At 42.2% G+C, this 23,805-nt stretch carries 22 protein-coding genes; 18 read left to right on the plus strand and 4 right to left on the minus strand.

The genetic code is table 11. The features are described 5' to 3' along the window. Nucleotides 1-2 precede the first annotated feature (2 nt). Nucleotides 3-515 carry an adenine phosphoribosyltransferase gene (locus tag IGI94_RS07745; protein ID WP_005226167.1) on the plus strand — a complete coding sequence of 171 codons (513 nt, stop codon included), beginning with the start codon at nucleotides 3-5 and terminating at the stop codon, nucleotides 513-515. Nucleotides 516-591: 76 nt separating this feature from the next. On the opposite strand, the gene IGI94_RS07750 is transcribed toward IGI94_RS07745, so the two are convergent. After that, the gene (locus IGI94_RS07750; protein ID WP_005236082.1) at nucleotides 592-804 is read right to left on the minus strand and encodes a hypothetical protein; all 213 of its coding nucleotides are present in this window, start codon (nucleotides 802-804) and stop codon (nucleotides 592-594) included. 129 nt (nucleotides 805-933) lie between these two features. Then, nucleotides 934-1,554, minus strand: coding sequence for a transcriptional repressor LexA (gene lexA, locus IGI94_RS07755; protein WP_008381880.1), 621 nt, complete (start codon nucleotides 1,552-1,554; stop codon nucleotides 934-936). Between the two features lie 136 nt (nucleotides 1,555-1,690). Here lexA and IGI94_RS07760 point away from each other — a divergent pair, with 136 nt between their 5' ends. The 17 genes from IGI94_RS07760 to IGI94_RS07840 all read left to right on the plus strand — a co-directional run bounded on the left by IGI94_RS07760 (nucleotide 1,691) and on the right by IGI94_RS07840 (nucleotide 20,745). Further along, entirely contained in the window at nucleotides 1,691-1,930 is a 240-nt protein-coding gene (locus tag IGI94_RS07760) for a DUF896 family protein (protein ID WP_086316104.1), read from the plus strand. A gap of 100 nt (nucleotides 1,931-2,030) precedes the next feature. Beyond that, nucleotides 2,031-4,028 (plus strand): transketolase, encoded by a 1,998-nt coding sequence (gene tkt, locus IGI94_RS07765; protein ID WP_438899615.1) that lies wholly within the window; start codon nucleotides 2,031-2,033, stop codon nucleotides 4,026-4,028. Nucleotides 4,029-4,400: 372 nt separating this feature from the next. Continuing rightward, on the plus strand, nucleotides 4,401-5,270 hold the full coding sequence (locus IGI94_RS07770; RefSeq protein ID WP_016611726.1) for a glucosaminidase domain-containing protein: 870 nt from the start codon (nucleotides 4,401-4,403) through the stop codon (nucleotides 5,268-5,270). Between the two features lie 200 nt (nucleotides 5,271-5,470). Further along, the gene (gene cysK / locus IGI94_RS07775) at nucleotides 5,471-6,400 is read left to right on the plus strand and encodes a cysteine synthase A (protein ID WP_005236064.1); all 930 of its coding nucleotides are present in this window, start codon (nucleotides 5,471-5,473) and stop codon (nucleotides 6,398-6,400) included. Nucleotides 6,401-6,567: 167 nt separating this feature from the next. Continuing rightward, nucleotides 6,568-7,008 (plus strand): Fur family transcriptional regulator, encoded by a 441-nt coding sequence (locus tag IGI94_RS07780; protein WP_005226158.1) that lies wholly within the window; start codon nucleotides 6,568-6,570, stop codon nucleotides 7,006-7,008. Continuing rightward, the gene (locus IGI94_RS07785; RefSeq protein WP_005236057.1) at nucleotides 7,005-7,391 is read left to right on the plus strand and encodes a RidA family protein; all 387 of its coding nucleotides are present in this window, start codon (nucleotides 7,005-7,007) and stop codon (nucleotides 7,389-7,391) included. The genes IGI94_RS07780 and IGI94_RS07785 overlap by 4 nt, the downstream gene beginning before the upstream one ends. 111 nt (nucleotides 7,392-7,502) lie before the next feature. Continuing rightward, entirely contained in the window at nucleotides 7,503-8,204 is a 702-nt protein-coding gene (locus IGI94_RS07790) for a DnaD domain protein (protein ID WP_005236055.1), read from the plus strand. Nucleotides 8,205-8,228: 24 nt separating this feature from the next. Further along, on the plus strand, nucleotides 8,229-8,885 hold the full coding sequence (nth, locus tag IGI94_RS07795; protein ID WP_438899616.1) for an endonuclease III: 657 nt from the start codon (nucleotides 8,229-8,231) through the stop codon (nucleotides 8,883-8,885). 595 nt (nucleotides 8,886-9,480) lie between these two features. Next, nucleotides 9,481-9,855, plus strand: coding sequence for an LPXTG cell wall anchor domain-containing protein (locus tag IGI94_RS07800; protein WP_429969882.1), 375 nt, complete (start codon nucleotides 9,481-9,483; stop codon nucleotides 9,853-9,855). A 14-nt stretch (nucleotides 9,856-9,869) separates the two neighbouring features. Further along, a complete protein-coding gene (locus IGI94_RS07805) occupies nucleotides 9,870-10,673 on the plus strand; it encodes a WxL domain-containing protein (protein WP_008379814.1) in 804 nt (267 codons plus the stop codon). 42 nt (nucleotides 10,674-10,715) lie between these two features. Further along, nucleotides 10,716-11,528 carry a WxL domain-containing protein gene (locus IGI94_RS07810; RefSeq protein ID WP_429960806.1) on the plus strand — a complete coding sequence of 271 codons (813 nt, stop codon included), beginning with the start codon at nucleotides 10,716-10,718 and terminating at the stop codon, nucleotides 11,526-11,528. A 13-nt stretch (nucleotides 11,529-11,541) separates the two neighbouring features. After that, the gene (locus IGI94_RS07815; protein WP_016611732.1) at nucleotides 11,542-12,669 is read left to right on the plus strand and encodes a DUF916 and DUF3324 domain-containing protein; all 1,128 of its coding nucleotides are present in this window, start codon (nucleotides 11,542-11,544) and stop codon (nucleotides 12,667-12,669) included. 1 nt (nucleotide 12,670) lies between these two features. Then, entirely contained in the window at nucleotides 12,671-15,724 is a 3,054-nt protein-coding gene (locus IGI94_RS07820; RefSeq protein WP_438899617.1) for a pectate lyase-like adhesive domain-containing protein, read from the plus strand. A gap of 299 nt (nucleotides 15,725-16,023) precedes the next feature. Continuing rightward, nucleotides 16,024-18,075 carry a glucosaminidase domain-containing protein gene (locus tag IGI94_RS07825; protein WP_144330375.1) on the plus strand — a complete coding sequence of 684 codons (2,052 nt, stop codon included), beginning with the start codon at nucleotides 16,024-16,026 and terminating at the stop codon, nucleotides 18,073-18,075. 18 nt (nucleotides 18,076-18,093) lie between these two features. Beyond that, a complete protein-coding gene (gene lepB, locus IGI94_RS07830) occupies nucleotides 18,094-18,573 on the plus strand; it encodes a signal peptidase I (protein ID WP_008379825.1) in 480 nt (159 codons plus the stop codon). 121 nt (nucleotides 18,574-18,694) lie between these two features. Further along, nucleotides 18,695-19,546, plus strand: a complete 852-nt coding sequence (locus tag IGI94_RS07835; protein ID WP_438899618.1) for a hypothetical protein — start codon at nucleotides 18,695-18,697, stop codon at nucleotides 19,544-19,546. Beyond that, entirely contained in the window at nucleotides 19,546-20,745 is a 1,200-nt protein-coding gene (locus tag IGI94_RS07840) for a hypothetical protein (protein WP_429960802.1), read from the plus strand. Before IGI94_RS07835 ends, IGI94_RS07840 begins: the two co-directional genes overlap by 1 nt. Before the next feature lie 76 nt (nucleotides 20,746-20,821). On the opposite strand, the gene IGI94_RS07845 is transcribed toward IGI94_RS07840, so the two are convergent. Continuing rightward, the gene (locus tag IGI94_RS07845; protein ID WP_034872636.1) at nucleotides 20,822-23,143 is read right to left on the minus strand and encodes a PBP1A family penicillin-binding protein; all 2,322 of its coding nucleotides are present in this window, start codon (nucleotides 23,141-23,143) and stop codon (nucleotides 20,822-20,824) included. Further along, entirely contained in the window at nucleotides 23,133-23,771 is a 639-nt protein-coding gene (gene recU, locus IGI94_RS07850; RefSeq protein ID WP_005236038.1) for a Holliday junction resolvase RecU, read from the minus strand. The genes IGI94_RS07845 and recU overlap by 11 nt, the downstream gene beginning before the upstream one ends. Nucleotides 23,772-23,805: the final 34 nt, after the last annotated feature.

Here is a 23,805-nt window from a genome sequence, read left to right on the forward strand (position 1 = left end):
AAATGGATTTAAAAGAGTATATTGCTAGTATTCCGGATTATCCCCAAGAGGGAATTATTTTTCGGGACATCTCGCCGCTAATGGCTGATGGAGAAGCGTATCGTTATGCGACACAGCAGATCGTTGAGTATGCACAAGAAAAAGGCATCGATATGGTGGTAGGACCAGAAGCCCGCGGATTTATCGTTGGTTGTCCAGTTGCGTACCAGTTAGGTGTCGGCTTTGCCCCAGTACGTAAAAAAGGCAAATTGCCACGGGAAACCATTGAAGCAGAGTATGAAAAAGAGTATGGCGTGGATGTTTTGACGTTGCATGCCGATGCTATCAAACCAGGACAACGTGTCTTGATCTGTGACGATCTACTAGCAACTGGTGGAACGATCAAAGCAACGATTGAACTCGTAGAAAAACTAGGCGGTATCGTTGTGGGCTGTGCCTTTTTGATCGAACTAATGGATTTACATGGAAGAGATAAAATCCAAGGTGTTGAAATCAAGACGTTAATGGAATACTAAAAAAGAAGAAACAAAAAAAGGACTCGCAGGAGTCCTTTTTTGTTTCTTCTGCCTTATGGCGTATGTAGGGGAAGGATCATGGTTCGTAACGATAAAAATCATGATCGTGATAATAATGGCGGTTACGTTTGCGCTCTGCTTGGCGGAATTTCTTTTCATCCCATAGCATGAACCAAAGCATCATTAGAGGACAAAAAATCAGAACAGCACTTAGAACGCCAAAATAGCCAATAACAATACCCATCAATAAAACCCATAACATAAAACCAAATCGACGAACTGCTTTCATCTCATTCACTCCTTAAATAATACGAACTTATGTTTGTATACTTATTATACGAATGTTTGTTCGGTTTGTAAAGAGGAAAGAAAAAAAATCTTCGTAAAAACGAAGATTTCCTAGTCAGCTCGTTGAGCATCAAAGCAGATGTCGATACAACCCAACAACCAATCCTAAAATCGTTACGTCAGGCAAAATGATTGGTTCTAAGTAATCATTTTCCGGTTGTAAACGAATGTAATTCTTTTCTTTATAGAATCGTTTGCAAGTAGCTTCATCTTCATCTGTCATAGCGATCACAATATCACCATTTTGCGCACTTTGTTGTTTGCGAACGATCACTTGATCGCCGTCAAGGATGCCAGCATTGATCATACTTTCTCCTCGGATCGTCAACATAAACAAACTACCGGTACTATTTGCTAAATCTGGAGGAATCGGAAAGAAATCGGATGCATCTTCCACTGCTAAAATCGGTTCTCCCGCAGTTACGACACCAAGCATCGGAATGGATGCTGGCTGAACATCGATTTTTTCAAGACCGGAAGAAGTTAATTCAATGGCTCTGGGTTTTGTAGGATCTCGCAAGATCAACCCCTTTTTTTCAAGTCGGGACAAATGGCCATGAACAGTTGAGGTAGAAGATAACTGAACGGCTTCGCCAATTTCGCGAACAGTCGGCGGATAGCCTTTTTCAGTGACACGGGTATGAATGAACTTAAGAATTTCGATTTGTCGATTTTCTGTTCGTTTTGCCAAAACTGACACCTTCTTTCATTTGATAACATTAGTGTACCATAGGTATATCGAATATTCAAACAAATGTTCGCTTTTTACACTATTGTTTTTATTCGCTAGTTTGTAGTAAAATCAAGAGGGAAAAGGAGGAACGAATATGCTATCTCAAGAAAAATTAGCTCGAATCAATGAACTTGCCAACAAGAAAAAAACAGAGGGTTTGACTGAGGCAGAAACGAACGAACAAAAAGTTCTACGTGACGAGTATTTAACCGCCTTTCGTGGAGGAATGCGTCACCATATCGAAGGAATGAAGATCGTTGATCCTGAAGGTGCTGATGTGACACCAGAGAAATTAAAAGATATTCAAAAGAAAAAAGGTCTCCACGGCAGATAATTGTGAATTCCTTTTCATTGCTATTGAAATAAGCATCTGAATCACGTATAATAAAAGATGTAATAAAGGTAAAAAAAACCTAAATTAGGAGGAACTACCATTGTTTGATAAAATCGATCAATTAGGAGTGAACACCCTTCGTACATTAAGTATCGAAGCCGTACAAAAAGCCAATTCAGGACATCCAGGATTACCGATGGGGGCAGCACCCATGGCCTATGCCTTGTGGACCAAACACTTGAAAGTCAATCCAACGACTTCTCGCAAGTGGGTGGATCGTGACCGTTTTGTTTTGTCTGCTGGACACGGTTCGGCGTTATTGTACAGCTTGTTGCATGTGTCTGGTTACGATGTGACCATTGAGGATCTAAAAAACTTCCGTCAATGGGATAGCCGCACGCCAGGACATCCAGAAGTCGATCACACAGACGGCGTGGAAGCAACCACTGGACCTTTAGGACAAGGGATCGCCATGGCAGTCGGTATGGCAATGGCCGAAGCCCACTTGGCTGCAACCTACAATCGCGACAAGTATCAAGTCATCGATCACTATACCTATGCCTTATGTGGCGATGGGGATTTGATGGAAGGTGTTTCGCAAGAAGCTGCATCCATGGCGGGTCACATGAAATTAGATAAACTGATCGTCTTGTACGATTCAAATGACATTTCCCTAGATGGTCCGACTTCAAAAGCCTTTACAGAAAATGTCGGTGCGCGTTTTGAAGCGTATGGCTGGCAACACATTCTCGTTGAAGACGGCAATGATTTAGAAGCAATCTCAAAAGCGATCGACGAAGCAAAAGCTGAAAGCGACAAACCAACCTTGATCGAAATCAAGACTGTGATCGGATACGGTGCGCCAAATCAAGGCACCTCTGCCGTTCATGGTGCGCCGATCGGTGCCGAAGGCATTTCTGCAGCTAAAGCGATTTATGGTTGGGAATACCCAGAATTTACCGTACCTGAAGAAGTTGCCGCGCGCTTCAAAGAAACCATGATCGATGAAGGGCAAAAAGCTGAAGCCGCTTGGAACGAAACCTTCCGTGCCTATGAAGCAGCCTACCCAGAACTTGCGGCGCAATTCAAACAAGCCTTTGCGGGTGAATTGCCAGCAGATTGGGATGCAACATTACCAAGCTACGAAGTTGGCAGCTCACAAGCTAGTCGGGTTTCTAGCAAAGAGATGATCCAAGCCTTATCCAAAGCCGTCCCTAGTCTCTGGGGTGGATCGGCTGACCTTTCTGGCTCCAACAACACGATGGTGGCAGCAGAAAAAGACTTTGAACCTGGCCAATACGAAGGCCGCAACATTTGGTTTGGTGTCCGAGAATTTGCGATGGCGGCAGCCATGAACGGCATCCAATTGCATGGCGGTACCCGAATCTATGGCGGGACCTTCTTCGTCTTCGTTGATTACTTGCGTCCAGCGGTGCGCTTGTCTGCGATCCAGCATGCACCTGTGATCTATGTCTTGACACATGACTCCGTGGCGGTTGGGGAAGATGGACCGACCCACGAGCCAATCGAGCAATTAGCTAGCGTCCGTTGCATGCCAAATGTCCAAGTGATTCGTCCAGCAGACGGCAATGAAACCCGTGCTGCTTGGAAACTGGCTATGACAACAACGGATAAACCAACGGTCTTAGTCTTAAGCCGACAAAACCTACCAGTGATCGAAGGCACGCAAACTGGTGCGGATGAAAATGTCGCAAAAGGTGGCTATGTGATTTCAAAACAAGCCGGTGAAACACCAGCGGGGATTTTGATCGCCACAGGTTCTGAAGTGAATCTTGCGGTTCAAGCACAAGCTAAATTGGCAGAAGAAGGCATCGATGTATCGGTGGTCTCCTTACCAAGCTTTGATTTGTTTGAAGCACAAAGTTCAGAATACAAAGAAAGTGTCTTGCCAAAAGCAGTGAAGAAACGGGTAGCGATTGAAGCGGCTTCCCCATTTGGTTGGGAACGTTACACCAGTTGTCATGGAAAAGTGATCGCGATCGATCACTTCGGTGCATCAGCACCTGGCGACAAAGTATTAGCAGAATTCGGCTTTAGTGTTGAAAATGTTGTGAATACTTTTAAATCAATCGATTAATTGATCGACAATCAATCAAAGCTAGCACGTTCGAGAATCTTTTCGATTTTCGAGCGTGTTTTTTTCGAGTACTGCTCACTCTGAAAGTGCCAGAGTGACTTATTTAAGGTAGTAGTGGCTAAGATTTCTGAAAAATGGTTTCACCACAAGATATAGACTCTTTTAAATAGTAAGAGAGAAGCAATACAACCCCATTCTAATAGTTTTTTTAAAAACTTCTCAGTGATTAACAAACTGAGAGGGATGTCCAGAAAGTTTTTTAAAAGTCTTTTGTCGGGTCAAAAGTGAACATTGTTTGCACTGCTAGGCATTTTTCCGTATAATAGCTTTATTGATTTATTTGAAAAAACGTACAGTTACTGGAGGAAAAAGATGGGAAGTTATCAAACAAGAAGTGAAAGACATCATCAACCAAAGAAGACGATGAAAAGACCTAGTAAAAAGGCGGTGGTCTCTTTGATGGGTGCAGGAATGATGTTAGCGCCAATGACGGTCACTTTCGTTCCTCAACAGGTACAAGCTGCTGAGAATCAATATGCGACGCAGGACATCTCAGGGTTCATCGAACAAATTGGCTGGTCAGCACAAGATGTTGCTGCCAACAATGATCTATATGCTTCTGTGATGATCGCTCAAGCGATTTTGGAAAGCGGCTATGGTTCTTCCGCATTATCCAATGCCCCCTATTACAATTTATTTGGGGTCAAAGGCAGTTACAACGGACAAAGTGTGTATATGCCTACCCAAGAGTATTTGAATGGTCAGTGGGTAGAGATGAATGAACCGTTTCGTCAATATAACTCTTATTGGGAATCGTTTCAGGATCATGCGAACGTCTTGCGAAGTACAAGTTTCGCGACAGGGACTGCTCATTACAGTGGTGTCTGGAAAAGCCAAACAACCTCATTTTATGATGCAACGAATTACTTGACGGGACGTTATGCTACCGATCCAGGTTACGCACAAAAACTGAACTGGTTGATCGAAACCTATCAGCTTACACGGTTCGATACAGGAACGACACAAAATACAGCCTGGACAAACACAACTAGCACAACGACCAGCGAAACAACGACGACCACGTATTCAGGTAGTACATCTTCAGCACAGAGCTATCAAGTTGCTTCTGGGGATACGCTTTGGGATATCGCCAACCGATTTGGCACAACCGTTGATGCGTTGATGGCATCGAATGGATTATCCAGTGAGATCATCGTTATCGGACAAGAGTTGATCGTATAAGTAAGTTAAAAACCTTAAGATGGATTGCTACAATTGCAGCCAATCTTAAGGTTTTTTTGACGTGGCAATCAAACTCTGGTCAGTGGAAATAGAACAAAGTATAAAACTATATGAAAAAAAATTTGAAATTGCTTACTTTTTATTCGCAACTCCGAGGTATTTTAGGTAGAATGGAAGAATAAGAACGGGAGGGATTTTCAATGACAAAAATCTATCAATCGGTCAATGAATTAGTTGGTCATACGCCAATCGTCAAATTAAATCATATCGTAGAAGAAGGTTCTGCTGATGTGTATGTGAAATTAGAGTTTTTCAATCCTGGGGGTAGCGTAAAGGATAGAATTGCTTTAGCCATGATTGAAAAAGCCGAAAAAAGCGGCTTATTGAAAGCCGGCGATACGATTATCGAGCCAACCTCAGGAAATACGGGGATCGGTTTAGCCATGATCGGTACGGCAAAAGGCTATCGGGTTGTGTTGGTTATGCCAGAAACGATGAGTATCGAAAGACGGAAAATCGTACAAGCTTATGGTGCAGAGTTGATTTTGACGCCTGGGTCTGAAGGGATCACAGGATCCATTAACAAAGCAAAAGAATTAGCGGAGCAAGACGGCTACTATATGCCATTACAATTTGAAAATCCAGCTAACCCAGAAATTCATGAAAAAACGACAGGAAAAGAAATTGAGGATGCATTTGAATCAAAAGGTTTAGATGCTTTTGTCGCTGGAATCGGCACTGGTGGAACGATCACTGGAGCGGGCAAAGAACTGAAGCGCGTCTATCCTAATTTGAAAATAGTTGGTGTTGAGCCTGCTGAATCTGCGATTTTAGAAGGTGGTAAGCCAGGACCGCATAAGATTCAAGGGATCGGTACTGGATTTGTCCCTAAAGTATTAGATACCGAAATTTATGATCAAGTCATTGCAATTGCCAGTGACGATGCGATGAAAACTGCACGGCAAGTTGGGATGAAAGAAGGGATTTTAGTTGGAATCTCTTCAGGGGCTGCGATCCAAGCTGCTTTACAGGTAGCAAAAGAACTAGGCAAAGGCAAAAAAGTTTTAGCAATCGTGCCTGACAATGGCGAACGTTATTTGTCCACAGCACTGTATCAGTTTGAAGACTAACAATCGAGAGAAAGCAGGCATTGAAATGTCTGCTTTTCTTTCTCGAAAAAAGGGGACGGAAGCGGGCTGAAAAAAGCGTTTTGCCTTTGAAAAAATAAGGAAAGCTGTTTGAATTTTTAGGTTTTACATAGTATGATAGGTGAGATAAGAGAAATGGAGGAACTCCTGTGAGTACGATCTACGATGAAGCGATCAAACGATTAAAACATGAAAATATTCGTATTACACCGCAGCGAGTAGCGATATTAGAGTTTTTAGCCAGTCACGATGCCCATCCGACCGCTGAAGAGATTTATCGAGCGATTGAAGTTCATTTTCCTGGTATTAGTGTCGCAACGGTATACAATAACTTACGTTTATTCACAGAAATTGGCTTTGTAAAAGAAATGAATTATGGAGATGCCTCCAGTCGTTTTGATTTTACAACGGAGCCTCATTATCATGCTATCTGCCAAAAGTGTGGAAAGATCGCTGATTTTTACTATCCAGGATTGGAAGATGTCGAAATGGCGGCTTCGAAATTAACTGGGTATCAAATAAATAACCATCGACTAGAAGTTTATGGTCTATGTCCCGAATGCCAAGTGAAAGAGGAGGAAACAAAATGAAGATAATTTCTACAGATCAAGCACCACAAGCAATCGGTCCTTATGTTCAAGCAAAAATCGCAAACGGATTTTTGTTTGCTTCTGGTCAAGTGCCATTAGATCCTGTTTCGGGGGAAGTTGTCGGTACGACGATTGAAGTACAGACTCAGCAAGTATTGAAAAATATCAACGCGATTCTTGAAGCGGCGGAACTTACGCCAGATGACATCGTTAAGACGACATGTTTTTTAAAAAATATGAATGATTTCGTTCCTTTCAATAATACCTATAGCACATTGTTCAATGAAGAGTTACCTGCACGTTCTGCTGTAGAAGTTGCCCGCTTGCCAAAAGATGTTTTGGTTGAAGTTGAGATCATCGCAGCAGTCAAAGAAAAAGCGTAACCAAGAATGAATCGTGGGACGTCCGCCTTTGCGTCGTCCCCTTTTTATTGGATCGATCTTGGACCAAAGGATCATAGAGTTTCAGGTGAATCAAGGAGAAGAGGATACAGTATGGTTTCGTTAAAGGACTATTTAGCAAAAGGGCAAACAACGATATCAAATTTGCTTTTAGAAAATTACCATCATCTTGGATTGACAAATGACGAATTTTTGTTATGGCTGCAGTTGTATCGCAGTCATGAGCAAGGAAATGATTTCCCCGATTTACGTGAGATTGCCTCTGTGATGGGGAGTGATCAAAAAGAAATTTATCATTGGTTAAATCAATTACTTAAAAAAGATGTACTGCGAATGGAATCAAAAAAAGATGCTGCCGGAAAAATGGTTGATTATTATGATTTCACAGGAATCTATGACCGTTTAGAATTTCTCTTGACACAGCAATCGAAAAATGAGGCAGTAGAATCAAATGAAGAAAAAATCCGTGGGTTATATCGCTTGTTTGAAGGCGAGTTTGGTCGGCCATTGTCAGCAATCGAATACCAACGGATCGGGCAGTGGTTGGATGAGGACCATTACGATCCGGAACTGATTCAGTTTGCTTTGCGAGAAGCGGTTTTGAATCAGGCTTATAGCTTAAATTACATCGATCGTATCTTACTTTCTTGGGAACGTAAGAATATCACGTCGAAAGCGCAAGTTGAGGAAGAACAAAAAAGAAGAAAAAAACAATTTCTTCAAAATGAGAATATTTCACAGGAAGAAGGGCCAATGCCCAAAATCCCTATGCATAATTGGTTAGAAGGAGAGTAACAGACAAGGAGTTCAAATAGTCCTATGATCAGCAAAGAAAAAACAATGATCGCCATCGAAACAATGTACGAGATGTTTCCCGAAGCGCATGGTGAATTGGTATCCAAAAATGCGTTTGAATTATTGATCGCAGTCATTTTAAGTGCGCAAGCAACAGATGTCTCGGTAAATAAAGTCACCCCGGCACTTTTTGAGGCTTATCCTACACCGCAAGCTTTGAGCGAAGCACCTTTAGAAGATGTGATTGCAAAAATCAAGTCGATCGGTCTGTTTCGAAACAAGGCAAAAAATATCAAAGCTTGTGCTTCGGAACTATTGCTACGTTTTGGTGGTGAAGTGCCGAAAACAAGAGAAGATTTGGTTTCTTTGCCAGGTGTCGGCAGAAAAACTGCGAATGTGGTACTTGGTGATGCCTATGGGATACCGGCAATCGCTGTCGATACCCACGTCGAACGGGTGTCAAAAAGATTGCGCATTTGTAAATTAGATGCCAATGTACTAGAAGTTGAACAAACGTTGATGAAAAAGATTCCCGAACCATTATGGGTCAAAACCCACCATACGATGATTTTCTTTGGCCGTTATCATTGTACCGCGAGGGCGCCAAAGTGTGAGATTTGCCCGTTGTTGGCGATGTGCCAAGAAGGAAAGCTTCGCATGAAGGGGAAGAAAACCATTTAATGGTGAACATAGACCAAAAGTATCTAGGATCAAGACGCTAAGCGAAATCGCTTAGCGTTTTTTTTTGCACAAATTGATAAAAAAACAGGTAATTAACGTAATACCCTTTATTAAAGCCCTTTCAAGTAACTGGAAAAACATAAGCTTACTGAATTTTTTTGATTACACCACTCAAAATCAGGTGTTTTTTCACAAATAGATCGTGTGAGGGGTGATGCTCGATGCGAAATGAACCTTCCAATACGCCTTTTTTTTGAAACTATTTGTAAGCTTAGTATGATGGGCTTCTTTCGCAAAATTTTTACCCTTTCTTTTTATAAAAATGCTTATTTTTGGTCAATAAAAAGGAATATTAATAAGAAAATTCACCCATTGGTGAAAAATAATATTTCAAATCTGTGAAAATCATCAGTATAGTGAACTTTGTCAAAAGTTATAAGTCTTTCTCTGCTATTTTACGAATGACAGAAAAAGCGTTGCACAGTTCAAATGATTCTAAAACGATCTCAAAATCATTTTTGTTAACGGGTCTTAGGCAAACGCTGTTTTGAAAAGATCACTTATAAGACGTGGCAAGTATAGAGGAGGAGGGAGAATGAAAGGAGAAAAGGTATGGAAATTAGTTCGTATGGTTCTGTTTTGCACTCTTTTTTATGGGATAACTATTTCTACGGCAGCGGTGAATGCTCAGGAAGTGCAGTCGGTTGAAACAGAAAGCTCTGTGCTCTTTACCGGTGTTTATGAGCCTATTGGGCAACCCGAACCAGCACCGCCAGCAGGCCCTACAGAGAATATATCGCCACCAAACAAGGTAGCAAAACCAGGTGGTATTTTACCAAAGACCAACGAGACAAGAACTTACGGCGTAATCTATCTTGGATTACTGCTTGTACTGGTTGTATTGTATGTGCAATATACCAAACATCGATCAAAATTTGTGATGGTTAAAAAGAAAAGACAAATAATTTGAAAGCAGGGATGAATTTGAAATTCGTACGATTTGCATCGGCAGCTGTTTTAGCTGCAACTTTATTTACTATTAGCGCGGAAGCCTTCGCTACTGAGAGTGTAACAAACCATGATACAGAAGGGAAAGTTCTCTTTGTACCAAACGATAGCGAAGCGACAGTAGTTCAACCACCAAATCCTGGTCCTAATGGTCCAGATGTAGAGATCAATCCAGTCGGCCCGGAAGGACAAACGGGACCATTGACCATTGCTTACGCACCTACGCTTAATTTCGGTGAGCAAGTGATTTCTAATACCGATCAAGAATATAAGCTAGTGGCTGAATTACACAAGCTAAAAGACGCGGAAGATAGTGAAGAAAGAGTTCCTTATGTTTCATTTGCCCAAGTCCAAGATACGCGTGGGACAAATGCTGGTTGGGATTTAAAAGTTTCCTTAAGTGCTTTTGAATCAGGAACACAGAATAATGAACTGACTGGAGCAAGAATTCGTTTTAATTCGCCAAAATTGGAATATAACGGAAGCAACCAAGAAAATGAGCCACAAATTCATGCGGATGGATTGATTTTAGATGCTACAAATAGTGAACGTTCGGTTCTGACCGCTGCTCAAACAAAAGGTGCTGGCGTATCGTCAGTCGTTTGGGGCGATCAGGAAGAAATCAATCGACAAGTAGAAGCAGGTGCAGAGGTTGTTGAAAATGCTGGAATTGAGTTACTTGTTCCTGGATCAACAGCAAAAGACGCTGCTCTTTATGAAGCAACTCTTACTTGGACTTTGGCTGCAACAGCTGGACCGGACGGAGAAACGGTTCAGTAACTTGGTTTTGTACTGAATAAAAAAAGAAAGAAGGAACTAGAAATGAAAAAGATTCGTTTAGCTACGGTCGCTGTATTATCCACCACTTTACTAGCAGGAGGCGTTCAAGCCTTTGCCCAATCTTCATTAGAAACGATTACCGATAACGTTGTAGGGTTTACCTCAGACGGAAGCGATCTAACAGTGGTACAACCGCCAGTCGTGCACCCAGAAGTAGAAACAATCGAACCAACACCGCCAGGACAAACGGGCCCATTTACCATTGCTTATGCACCACAAACATTCGATTTTGGTCAGAATGCTATTTCTACCAGTGATCGTTGGTATTCAATCGTTGCTGATGAGCGTAATTTGGCTGATCAATCAGGGACGACACCGTACGTATCGTTTGCCCAAGTGCAAGATACCCGAGGAACGCATGCTGGTTGGACATTAAATGTTAGTCTAACTGATTTTACTTCTGAATCAGGAGATGTCTTGACTGGGGCAAAAATCAAGTTGGCAAACCCTGAAATCGTGTTCAACAAAGGCGAGGGTGATCGAGACTTACAGCCAAGTGCCGTTATCAATAATGAAGAACAAAATGCGTTGATCCTAGATGTCAACGATCAAGACATTCCTGTCATGCGTGCTTCGGTCGGTCAAGGCGCGGGCGCTTCATCGATTTACTGGGGAGATCAGGAAAAATTGACGGAACAAAATCTTAATAAACAAGAAGGCGAAATTATCAGAAATGATGATATTCAACTATTTGTACCAGGCTCTACCACGCAGCTAGCAACTAACTATACTGCTGAAATGACATGGACGCTAACTGCTTCTGTTGATAGTGGCGGCGAAACAGTAAATCCGTAAGAAGGATCATAGCTTGCAACAAGAAACAACTGGCAGGAATAGTAAATTATTCCTGCCTTTTTTGGAAGGAGAACCACTTTTGACTGAACAACGTATGAGAATGAAATGGATAAAAACGGTTACCTGTGCGGTCATCCTACTATCATTCTTTTTTTCACCAAGAATGAGCTATGCTCAGACAGAATCAGAATTAAACTTTTATGTGACGCCTATCTTACCGGAAAGTCAGCTGGAAGGAGGGGCGTTGGGGTATTTCGATTTAAATCTTGGGGCAGGAGAACGTGATGAATTGGCTTTAGAGATCGAAAATGGTTCTGATCAAGCGATCGAAATAGAAATTTCTGCCCATACGGCATTTACGAATGTGAATGGTGTTGTGGAATATGGCAGGGATGCAGAATCCCCTGATCCGACTTTACCTGCATCAATTGATGAACTGGTAGAGGTGCCTGAAACCGTATTGTTCGATCCATTAGAAAAACGAATCATTTCTTTACCGATTACGATGCCAGAAGAGGAATTCAAAGGGGTTTTGGCAGGTGGCATTCGAATCAAAGAGGTTATTTCGGAAGAGGAGCAAACACAATCTGCTGAAGAAGGATTAGGCATTCGGAATGCATTTTCCTATGTCATTGGTGTGGTAGTAAGCAACAATCGGTCCGCAACGGATCCGGGATTGGAACTGCTTGATGTTTTTGCCGATCAAGTAAACTACCGAAACGTATTTAGTGCTGTTATCCAAAATTATACAGCAACATTTGTCAATCAATTGGAAGTAACAGCTGAAATTCGTTCTGTTGGTGGTGAGACGATCTTATATGAAACAAGTCAATCATCTATGCAAATGGCTCCTAATTCACATATGCATTTCCCAATTCCCTTGGATGGCGATCGTTTTCGTAATGGGGAGTATGTATTGAATCTTACTGCGCGGTCAGGAGAGGAAGAGTGGTCTTGGGAACAGATATTTAGCGTAGAGGCAGAAGATGCTCGCCGCTTAAATGAACTCGATGTCACTGTAGATACGTCACTCAATTGGTGGATGATCGCCACGGCTGGTCTAATCAGCTTGCTTCTAATTATTGCGATCATCCTAATTGTTCATAAGAAAAAAAATGCAAAGGAAGGTGGGAAAAGTTGAAATGAAGAATACCCCGCACAAGGTAATAATTGCGATCATTATTGGATTACTAAGTGTGCAAACTTTTTTTCCAAGTCTGAGCAGTATCCTATTGCCGGAAATCCACGCCATCGATCACACGATTGAACCGTTGGACGAAACGCAGAATATGTCCTTGCTTGATAAAGCAACACAACCGATCCAAACAAAAGAATTTGACATCCATCAACCTTTTTTTCAGTTTCCAGTTAGTGTGATTGAAGGTGTCGTGGATCAACCGATCGACGTTTTCGTCGTATCAAGCCAACCTTTAAATGAGATTACGCTAGTTGTAGCGAAAGAAGCAGCGATCGTGGAAGAAGAATTTGCTGCAGAAGTGAAGAATAAGAAGCTGTCTGAAGAAGAACAGGAATGGACGCTCACCTTTGATGAAGAGCTAATGGAGTTCGAGATTCCTATCGTCTTTAATAAAATAGGCGATTATCGACTTTTTATAGGTGAAGCGGAACTAACGATCGAAGTACAGGCAGAAGATGACGTGGAAGAGGACTTGGATGATGATGCAGATAATGAAACGATCGAGACAGAGGTCTCACCATCAGACACGCCGCAGGAAGGGAAACGAACCACGCAACCTTCTAATGACGCGAAACTAAATGAGAATCAGCAAGACACAGAAGCTGACCAAGCAGAAGCAATTGCCCAATTGACAGAACCGGTCACACCGTTAGACGAAATCAGTCATCGGGATGTTTCCAACTGGCAAGAGTTTATGGCGGCAATCGTGAATAGAGAAGTAAATTATATCAATATCGTAAATGACTTTGAATCATCAAACAATCCTACTCAAGGAGTTTCCGGAGTGGCTGCGGGAAGTGCAACTTCCAACCCGTCGAATGGGGTAGCCTATATTTGGACCAATGCTTCTGGAATTTCGAGAACGCTTGTGATCGAAGGCAATGGGTATCAAATCGACTTTAGAGCTGTTGCTGTCGGATTTTATGATAGTACCGTCAATAGTGCATCGCCGTGGGATATCACGTACCAAAATATCGATATCGTTCATGGCAACTATTATGGCTTCATGAATTTTACAAATATGAGTATTCCGCAACAAAATCTATCCAGAATGCGTTACCACAATTTAACCAACGCGGGCAATCAGTTGATCCACTCGTTAGCGACACCTGTTATTATGTCTGGCGAAGTAATATCGCATCAAACTCCGACATATACTTCCAGATCTGGACGTGTGCAAACGATCAATGCAACCAACCAAGCAAATATGGAAGTAACACAATTGGAAATTCTTGATAACGCAACAGTTGACATGTCGACAATAAATTCCGGCAATATCTATTTATATTATGCAACGGGGCGTATGACTATTGGCAATGATGCAAAGATGTCTCTGCGTGCAGCTGGAACAGCCGGTGAGGCTTTTGGAGCAAATATTTATATTGCGAATGGACGGATCAATATCGGTAATCGATCAGAGCTTCATTTGACTGCCCGAGCCAACTCCCCCGCAATCAGTATGTATGCTAGCGGCGCCCACTTTGAAATGTCTGAGGATAGCAAAGTGGTAATCAAAGCTGACGGACGTACCACAAGCCTCAATGGATGGGGCTATAACATTATCTACATGGGTGCTGGAAGCACGATGCTTATTGGAAATAAAAGCAGTGTCGAAATTGATGCAGTGAATCAAGGGACCACCACCTCCGGAGTGATCCATGTAGCCGGTGCCGCCACATTTATTGTTGCTAAAGAAGGAGTCTTGGATATTAAGTCGGACGGAACCAATCCCTCTCATTCCTTGATGACATTTTTGAGCTCGGCCTCAACCTTCACTTTTGCGGATGCACAACGCATCAATTTAGAGAAAACAAGGGCGGTTACCGGAAATGCAGCAAATAGTAGCCTTATTTCGATTTCCGGCAGCGGCGGGCTATTAGATGTGGATATTCAAGCTGCGAAGCAATGGCGGCATGGAAACTTGACGGAGGAACCAGACTTCAGTTGGAGTCCAATCTTCAATTTAAAAGTGAATTTTGCCTCTACCTTGTCATCGATTTCGAATGTTTCTTCCATCTCACAAGAGATCGTTGATCATTTTCGCGCGAATTTTACCACAAGAGCACAACGTATTCTATTTGAATATATTCCAGATGTCGAGGTTCATTTAGAACCATTAACGGAAGATCCGGCACTGGAAGGCTCAAGAATCATTAGGGGAAAAGCCACACCATATAGTGTGATTCGTTTTGACGGAGATCCAGCGATTCCCGCACCGCAACTGCAATCACCCTCTTTTGATGATAACAGCTTGTTTCATCTTCAAGCAGATGCCAATGGTGATTTCAGCTTGACCTTAGCCGAGGGGGATCGGTTTACAAAACATAATACGGTGACGGCTTACGCTTTCTTAAATGGAAAATTTGATACAACTGAAACAGTTGTTCAAGAGATTGCCACAATGAATCCACGAGATCCGATCGCGCCAGATATTGAAGTGAATCCAGAAAATAAACCGGATATACCAGAACATTTAGGGTTTATCAGTATCGATTTCATCTCCCAGTATAGCTTTGGAGATGTATCAATAAGTGCAGATACCAAACAGTACAAGGCATTGCCACAACGTCTTAGCAGTGCTGATGGCTCAGTAACTGAGGAACGGCCAAATTACGTGCAGATTTCTGACCGGCGCGCTCAATTTACCGGCTGGGAATTAAACGCGACATTATCCGCTGCAGGATTTCGTAATGATCGAGGAGAAGAACTTCGGGGTGCACGAATTATTTTAGAAAATGCAGTTATGCTGACGAATGCCGCCAATTCAGCAATTCCTCCCACTTATAGTGAATCAATGATCCTTGATCCTGGGGTACCCGCTTTGATCGCTGAAGCGGATGCAAATGAAGGAAGCGGTACCTGGATTCAGCGCTACGGGGATATGGGGACGATGGGGGATAGTGTCAAACTTGAAGTACCCATTGGATCAAATCCGCGTAACATGACCTATCAAGCAACGATTGAATGGGAGTTAAGTTTTGTCCCATCTACCGAATGATCGATGCTCAATCTTATCAAATGGAAGCTGTTGACGCCTATGACAGCTTCCATTCTTGATAGGAAGACAGTGAATAAATCGGTTGAAAAGCAGTGGATTTTAACGCTTTTTTATGGTAGATCACGCTGCTGAGCAAAATCTGCTTAAGCTGGCTAAATCAATCGTTTGCTTCAAAAATAATCGCGAAGATACAGAGTTCACCTAAACTCGTGCAAAAACTATTCAAGCAACTTTGAATCAGTTCGTCAGGTTTTGATCAAAACCAATGATGCCGGCTGAAACAAGAGAAAGGAAACTGTATGAAGAGTAGAAAAAAGAAGTCATATTTAACATTATTCAGTGCTGGGATTTTAGCAAGCCAACTTTTTGTTTCTCCCGTATTACTGGCGAAAGAAAGCCCTCAGCCTGATAACTATTCAGAAAATACAAATGTCGAACAGCAACTTGATGACCAAGATTCATCGGCAGCAGAAGCCCAAGAGAGTCAAGAAGACGTCAGCAAAGAGCAAACGGAGGGCTCGACCGAGTTATCCTCCGAATCAAATGAGCCGCTTATGGATTCAGAAACAGCAGATACCGTTGTAGAATCTCTTGATTCGTCTGAAGAAGCAGACTCAACGCAAACGACCGAGTCATCGGAAACGACCGAACTAGAGGAATCAGAGTCCGCGGAACCTTCCGAGGAAGAGGAAAAAATAGATGCTGAAACGGACGATCTAGAAGTAGAAACAGAGAACAAGCCAAAAGAGACCGACTTGATTGATGAGTCATTGGCACCAAAAGAAAATGAAATTTCAACTGAGAGCAACGAAAATACTGAAAATGCAAAAAAAGAGGAGCCGAAAACACCTCCGATTATTGCACCTGAGCAAGTAATAAACCCTGTCGTTCAATCACCAGATGCTACTTCTCACTGGAAAAATTCTTTTTATGATGGACGTACCATTGATTTACCAGAGAGTTTTCGGGCAGCAAAGATCGCAGATTCGAATCTGTTAGATTTCACCTTGCCGATATTAGCTGATTATGATGCGCAATGGCAAGCGGCATTCGTCTACGAGATCATCGGGCAAATTGGTGAACTAGAAGAACCATTGACGATGGACGAATGGATCAATGAACGGATCAAAGCGGTTATAAAAGGAGAAGCTAGCTGGATAGAAAAAGAACAGCAGGTTGAACAATTACAACCGGGGGATCTTTTATATGACGCAAATAAGTTAATCGGTATCTACCTCGCAGATGGTTACCAAGCAAGTTTAGTGACAAATCAAGAAGAGCCAACGAAAACTGCCATCGAAGTTCAGCGGGTTTCTATCGAAGAGCTGCTATCGATCAGACGGCTATCAAATCCTGAATTGGCTACATATGGCGAAAAGCTAGTTACTGAATATCCAGCCCCTTACGAATTTACAGTGAATCAAAAGACCCAGACGTTTATTGAAACATTGGCACAAGAAGCCCAAAGCTTAGGGCAAGAATACGATGTCTTTGCTTCTGTATTGATCGCGCAAGCGATCCTTGAAAGCGGCAGTGGCGACAGCGGGCTTTCCAGCAGTCCCCATTATAACCTTTTTGGGATCAAAGGCAGTTATCAAGGAAACAGCGTGACTTTACCAACAATGGAAGATAAAGGCAACGGAGAACTATTCCAAATTCAAGCCGCCTTTCGTTCCTATTCAAGTTATCGAGATTCCATGGCTGATTATGTCAAATTGATTCGCGGAGGAATCACTGGAAATCCAACCTTTTATCAAGACGTGTGGCGCTCTGAATCAAAAAACTATCTTCGGGCAGCAGATGCTTTGACGGGCACTTATGCGACCGATGTTAATTATAGTAAAAAAATCAATTCGCTGATTGCGGTCTATGGATTGACGCAATATGACCAAGTGATCGCAACAGAAACAGGCTTGTTTATCCAAGGAAAAGAACAAATTCCAGAAGAGTATCGCTCCCTCATGACATTTCGAGAATACAACGGTCGTGACTACAATCTTTCTGGTTCGTATCCTGTTGGACAATGTACTTGGTATGTGTTCAATCGCGTGAGTCAATTAGGCGGTCAAGTAGATGACTACATGGGAAATGGTGGTCAATGGGGCAATACCGGACGACGTTTAGGTTACAACGTCAGTCAAACACCTAAAGCAGGCAGTATGATCTCTTTTGCACCTGGAACAGCTGGATCTGATCCTCGTTATGGTCATGTCGCTTTTGTTGAAGCCGTTGGTCCAAATGGTATTTTGGTTTCAGAAGGAAATGTCTATGGTGGAACCACAATCTCTTATCGCGTGATCAGCAATGAATTGGCGCACTCATCAAGTGTTTCATATATTATGCCAAAATAAGGATGGAGGGCTGGCAATATGAGTAAAAGGCATAGACAAATAGGTCTTCCTATCAGCGGTATCTTTTTGATGGTCCTTTTGCTTATTGCGTTTCTTCAGCCGTATCGACTGGCGTTAGTCAGAGGAGCGTCCATGCTGCCGACGATCGAGGATCGACAAGTTGTGCTGATCCATAAAAAGCGCCAGCCAAATCGCTATCAGCTGATCGCTTTCGAACAGGAAGGGAAATTTTTGATCAAGAGAGTGATTGGTGTGCCGGGAGATTCCTTCGTTCGTACACAGGAGCGTTTATTGATTGGGGCGGAGGATACTGACTTTGATTTTTCATTTATGATCACTGTGAAGGATGAAGCCTTTGAGGCGTTGCCGATTCGGGGGTACCTCAAAGAAGATGAGTACTTTGTCGTTGGCGATGCACTGCTCACTTCAAGTGATAGTAGAGAATTTGGAATCATTTCAAGTAAAACCTTTTATGGTGTGGTAATCACGTTCTTCTGACACATCAGCTTCTTGAAAGGAAGCTTGCGATGATTCATTTCTTGCAACATATCAACGAGACTAAGTTTGTATCAAAAGGGATGAATAAAACGAATTTTAGTTTTGATGGAAGGAAGAGACTGTGATTTTTATTTATATTGGGATGATACTGCTTGCCATTGGAGCAGGTAGTATCATCGGTTGGCGATTGTATCGAGAATATTTATTAAGAAAAGTTGAAAAGCAGCTGTCGTCAGATGCTTTAGCCAAAAGGAAACTTCGTTTATTTAAGCACAACCTGCGTAGTGGGCACTTGCTAATTGTATTGGGCTGCAGTAGTGCCATAATCGTAAGTGTCTTGCTATTAACAGTTTTTCAACTGACAGGCGGCATTCATTTGCAAAGGCTGCAAGAAGAAACTAGTCAATTGAAAGAGGAAGTCTTCGCGCTAAGAACTGAGCAAACGGAATGGATGCGTATGCCGATTTTTGCTTATCCTGAGAACGGCTTTGCTTTTGAAGCGATTGATTGGGAGCATTTACTCGTATCCAATGATCGTGAAGCACAGTTTGCAGCTGAATATGAGTTGGCCAATCAGTTATCACCATATCTAGGTCGCACCGTAGCGATGATTTTTGTTGATCAGCCCTTGCAAGAAATCTCGATTGTTCTATCTAGCAAATTACCATCAATTGATGACTTAAACGGATGGGAAGAAAATTTTTCTCGTCTACTACATGATATGCAGAACGTTCCCTTGATCACCCAAGGAACCTTCTCTGTTCAATTTTCCAAGGATTCTGATCAGTCCTTTGAGCAGACGATCATTCGTGATGAGAATGGAGTTTGGACCCTTTTAGAACGCAGCTTTCCAAACACTGACGCTCAAGAAGTAGCTAATAACGAGGGGAGCGAAAGCATATCCTCTACTCCTCAAACGGATCAAAGTGAAACGATCAATACAAATGAACAAAAAGGCAGTGTGAAAAATTAATGATGAAAAAGAAAAACAAAGGTTTGTTTTCTGTCCAAAAGCTAATGGATGAAGTAAATCAATTATCCATAGGAGAGCTGAATGAATTTGAGGAGACAAATCAAGAAGAGGGAATCATTGAGGATCAAGGGTCCGCAAAGGCTAAGCCTGAAAAAAAAGAGAAAGGAACCAATCGACAAGCGGACAATGAACCCCCTAAAACCCAGAAAGAAACAGCGAAACCTGTCGCACAGACTTTAGCAAAACCGATTTCTCACCAAAGAGTGTCTGTTGATCAACAGACAGATCAAAGTGTCAAAAAGATAGCAGTGCAGCAAAAATCCTCTGGGAACCGTGATAACCACGCCAAAGATAGTCAACTCGTTGAAGACAAAGGAGAACGTATGGAGAAAGAATTGAGTATAAACCAGACACATAAGCAAGAGTCAGAAGAACAAGAAAAGGATCATATGATTGAAAATTTATCTTTTGAAATTAAAGAATTGATTTTAGAAAATGAGCAACTACAGGAAGAAAAAAAACAGTTAAAAAAACAGCAGAAGGTAGTGGCTCAACAAGAAGCAGAGGCAAAAGAATTAAAAGCTTCGCTAGTAGAAGCGAATAAGAAAGTCAAAGACCTAGAAGAACAGCTTACAAAAGTAGATACAGAAAAACTTGAAGCAAAGATCCAGCAATTAGAAGCTAAGTTAGCTGTTCAGCAAGAAAAAGAGCAAAAAGAGAAACAAAATTACGAAAAGGAACGCGCTGAATGGACGTTGAAGCGGCAAGAAATCCAGCAGTTGCAAGAAGTAATTGCTGATTTGAAACAGCAATTGGCAGAAAAAGAAGAGCTTGCAGCAAAAGTTTCAGCTAGCGAATCAAATGAAGAAGTCGCAGAGCTTCAGGCGAAGATCGAAGCACTAAGGGAAGAAAATGCAACCCTACAAATCGAAAACGAGCAGTTCCAAACAGAAATCAGTGAGGTTTTAGTCTTTGCTAGAAGAAAAGCAAATCGCACGATTCAAGAAGCGAAGATCGAATCTGAACGAATGATCCGTACGACAGAAATGCGAATCGATGGCATTCATGATCGTGCCAAGGAGATTCTTTTTGAAGTGAACGAGACAAAAGAAAATGTGATTCATTTGTTTGACGATCTGCATAATCAAGTTTATCAGCTTTCAGATAAAAAATTGCTTTTTGAAGAGCTTGAAAAGTAAGCTTCTACATTTATATGGTCGTTAGTAAAAAAAACAGTAGATCAAAATCTGATCTACTGTTTTTCACTATTCTCAGTTATTCGGAGTTACCATCATTTGGTTCTGGTGGATCCGGCGGTGAGGAAGGATTTTCTTCACTGCTGGAAGGCGTTGTTGAGCCAGGATCCTGACTAGAAGCAGGAGGTGTAACGACCGAAGATGAATCATCCTCATCAGGTGTTGTCACTGGGGGTGTCACTTCGCTTGATGATTCTGTTGTACTTGATGGTGTTGCTTCACTACTTTCTGTAGAAGGTGTCGTCGGTTCAACGTACGAACTACTGCTGGACGAACTTGGTGCTGAATAGCTTGGCTGCGTGTATGTCCCTTCAAGATAAAGCTCTCTTCCGATCCGTGTCAGTCCATCTGGCATTGTCCAGTCCGTGTTTTCTACAGAAGCAGAAACATAGCGCATCAATTCACGATAGACATCTGAAGCCACATGGGTACTGCTATCAGTGATCGGTGTCATTTTGTCGTTGTATCCGGTCCATACCGCCAATGAATAGGAGGGAGTATAGCCGGCAAAAGTAATATCCGGATAAGCACCGTTTGATGTATCCAGTTGTGCTAGCTGGTCATCGGTGTAATTGGAAGTTCCCGTTTTCCCTGCTTGGTATAACCCATCGATTTGCGCATTGGTTCCAGTACCGACAGAAATAACATCTTTCAAAATATCGGTCACCATATAAGCCGTCGTATCATCCATTGCTTCTTGACCATCAACTTTAAAGGATTCTTCATCTTCGGTCCCATCTTGCATGACGATTTTGTTGACGTACTGAGGTTCATAATAGGTTCCACCGTTTGAAAACGCAGCATAAGCAGCGGCCATTTTCAGGCTGGAGATCCCATATTTTGTGCCATCTAATTTATCCGTATTGCTAGAAATCGCATTAGATTGAGTAATCGTGTGGTATTCGATACCCAACCCGCTAAGAAAGTCGGCGATATTATCCGCTCCAACTTCATCAAACAATTTCACTGCTGGTACATTTCTGGATTCTGCTAAAGCAGTTCGAAGCGTGATATTGCCCATATATTGGCGATCCCAGTTGTACACAGGAATATCGGTTCCTTTATAAGTATAAGGTTCATCTAAAATCATTCTACCGGTAGAGTCTTGTAGAAATTGGAAGGCAGGGCCGTAGTCTGTGATCGGTTTAACGGTCGATCCAAAGTCCCGAGCGACGTTGACAGCCAGGTTGTTTGCTAGAACGTCATCAACGTTGCGGGCACCAATTTGAGCCGTGACTTTGCCCGTATTGACATCAACTAAAGTAGCGGCAACCTGCATCTTATCGTCTGGATAATTAACATAATCATCGCTGTTGACGATGTCATATAACCGTTTTTGCGCATCGATATCGACATTGGTGTAAATATCTAAGCCATCGGTATAAACATCTTTGCCGGTTTTTTCTTTAACTTCTGCGATCACTTCGTTGAAGTAATTATCAAAGTATTTCCACTCTTGGTTTTCTCGCGGGTTTTCTTGCAATCCTTCTTGAATATCTTCGGCAACGGCCGCATCATATTCCGCTTGCGTGATTTTCTCGTTTTCAAGCATTGCGCCTAAAACCACATCTCGACGACTTTTCGCATTATCAGGATGAGCGAAAGGATCAAACGCAGAAGGGGCATTTGGTAAACCAGCAATCAAAGCGGTTTGCGCTAGGTCTAGTTCAGCCAAAGGTTTGCCGTAAAACTTCATAGCAGCTGTTTGCATTCCATAAACCCCGTTGGACATATATACCTTATTAATATAGTAAGTCAAAATTTCCTGCTTTGATTTGGTTTGTTCAAGCCGAACCGCCATCCAAGCTTCTTGTGCTTTTCTTCGTAACGTTTGATCTTCGGCGCTGGTAGAAAAGAAGGACAGCTTGATCAATTGCTGAGTCAACGTACTTCCGCCTTGCATACCGCCGGTTGTGGCATTGGATAATGCAGAACCAACGATTCGGATCGGATCGACCCCGATATGCTGATAGAACCGACGATCTTCGACAGAGACGATCGCATCTTCCAGCAGTTGGGGAATCTCACTTGCGGTGATTTTTTCTCTCGTTTCACTTCCGAATTCAGTGATCAATTCACCGTTGGAGGCATAAAAGCGCGAAGAAACAGTCGAATCCAAACGTGTTTCATCAAGTGCTGGTGCATCTTTGGCGTACCACCAAAACAGTCCCATTCCTGATAAAATCCCGATACAGCCTAAGAAAAATAGGCCCATAAACACTTTTAAAATAATACTCCCAATACTTCGTTTGCCTTTGGCTTTAGGGGGCTTTGGTGCTTTTTTAGCAGTGCCTTTCTTAGAATCATGCCGAGAGGTCCTCGATTGTGATTCATTTGCCATACTCATCATTCTCCTTCATCGTTAAAAATTGATCAACTGCTTTTAAATAGGGAATACGCGGCGCAATTGAAGGGATAATTTCAATCCCATTCGTTTCAATATAGGCCAGTGTCATTGATTTTTTTCCCGTTTCCTTTTGCAGGTGCCACTGAGAAACTAAGCACTTGCTATCTAGAAAAAAGCAGCGTTGTAGACTAGAAAACCATAAAAGAACAAAACATAATCCCGCTTGTTCCAAACAGTCTTCCATATGCTTGATTTGGTGTGGATGAAAATTTTTAAAGGGAAATGACGTTTTGTTTTGAGTCTCTTTCGCTTCAAAGTCGATATATTGCCCTTGATAAACCCCATTGTAATCGGTGGTAGAGGCCTCTCGAAAGTAGGCTTCTTTAATTACTGCGGCGCTTCTTCTCGGATAATCTACCTTGACGATTTGAACTGGTGTCGGTTTCTTATGAATGACCGCAAGTTTGCGATTTAAATAATAAAGGTTGCTTTCATTGATCGCTTCTTCAAAACGCATCCCACGATTGGCATACGTTTTTGGCTTTATTAGTTTTTCTTGCATTTTTTGTTTTTTGCCGTCATCATAGGTAGTAGATTGTCCATTCGGGTAACGAATAACCATGTTGTTCACACTCCTAGGCAACATTATACCAAAA

It is taken from the genome of Enterococcus sp. AZ149, from assembly GCF_051714285.1.
GTDB lineage: Bacteria > Bacillota > Bacilli > Lactobacillales > Enterococcaceae > Enterococcus_D > Enterococcus_D entomosocium.

Excerpts from the sequence above, each read along its gene's own strand:
- IGI94_RS07745 (WP_005226167.1), top strand. The coding sequence starts at position 3 with ATGGATTTAAAAGAGTATATTGCTAGTATTCCGGATTATCCCCAAGAG.
- IGI94_RS07750 (WP_005236082.1), bottom strand. The coding sequence starts at position 804 with ATGAAAGCAGTTCGTCGATTTGGTTTTATGTTATGGGTTTTATTGATG.
- IGI94_RS07760 (WP_086316104.1), top strand. The coding sequence starts at position 1,691 with ATGCTATCTCAAGAAAAATTAGCTCGAATCAATGAACTTGCCAACAAG.
- IGI94_RS07770 (WP_016611726.1), top strand. The coding sequence starts at position 4,401 with ATGGGAAGTTATCAAACAAGAAGTGAAAGACATCATCAACCAAAGAAG.
- cysK (WP_005236064.1), top strand. The coding sequence starts at position 5,471 with ATGACAAAAATCTATCAATCGGTCAATGAATTAGTTGGTCATACGCCA.
- IGI94_RS07785 (WP_005236057.1), top strand. The coding sequence starts at position 7,005 with ATGAAGATAATTTCTACAGATCAAGCACCACAAGCAATCGGTCCTTAT.
- IGI94_RS07790 (WP_005236055.1), top strand. The coding sequence starts at position 7,503 with ATGGTTTCGTTAAAGGACTATTTAGCAAAAGGGCAAACAACGATATCA.
- nth (WP_438899616.1), top strand. The coding sequence starts at position 8,229 with ATGATCAGCAAAGAAAAAACAATGATCGCCATCGAAACAATGTACGAG.
- IGI94_RS07800 (WP_429969882.1), top strand. The coding sequence starts at position 9,481 with ATGAAAGGAGAAAAGGTATGGAAATTAGTTCGTATGGTTCTGTTTTGC.
- IGI94_RS07810 (WP_429960806.1), top strand. The coding sequence starts at position 10,716 with ATGAAAAAGATTCGTTTAGCTACGGTCGCTGTATTATCCACCACTTTA.
- IGI94_RS07820 (WP_438899617.1), top strand. The coding sequence starts at position 12,671 with ATGAAGAATACCCCGCACAAGGTAATAATTGCGATCATTATTGGATTA.
- IGI94_RS07825 (WP_144330375.1), top strand. The coding sequence starts at position 16,024 with ATGAAGAGTAGAAAAAAGAAGTCATATTTAACATTATTCAGTGCTGGG.
- lepB (WP_008379825.1), top strand. The coding sequence starts at position 18,094 with ATGAGTAAAAGGCATAGACAAATAGGTCTTCCTATCAGCGGTATCTTT.
- IGI94_RS07840 (WP_429960802.1), top strand. The coding sequence starts at position 19,546 with ATGATGAAAAAGAAAAACAAAGGTTTGTTTTCTGTCCAAAAGCTAATG.
- IGI94_RS07845 (WP_034872636.1), bottom strand. The coding sequence starts at position 23,143 with ATGGCAAATGAATCACAATCGAGGACCTCTCGGCATGATTCTAAGAAA.
- recU (WP_005236038.1), bottom strand. The coding sequence starts at position 23,771 with ATGGTTATTCGTTACCCGAATGGACAATCTACTACCTATGATGACGGC.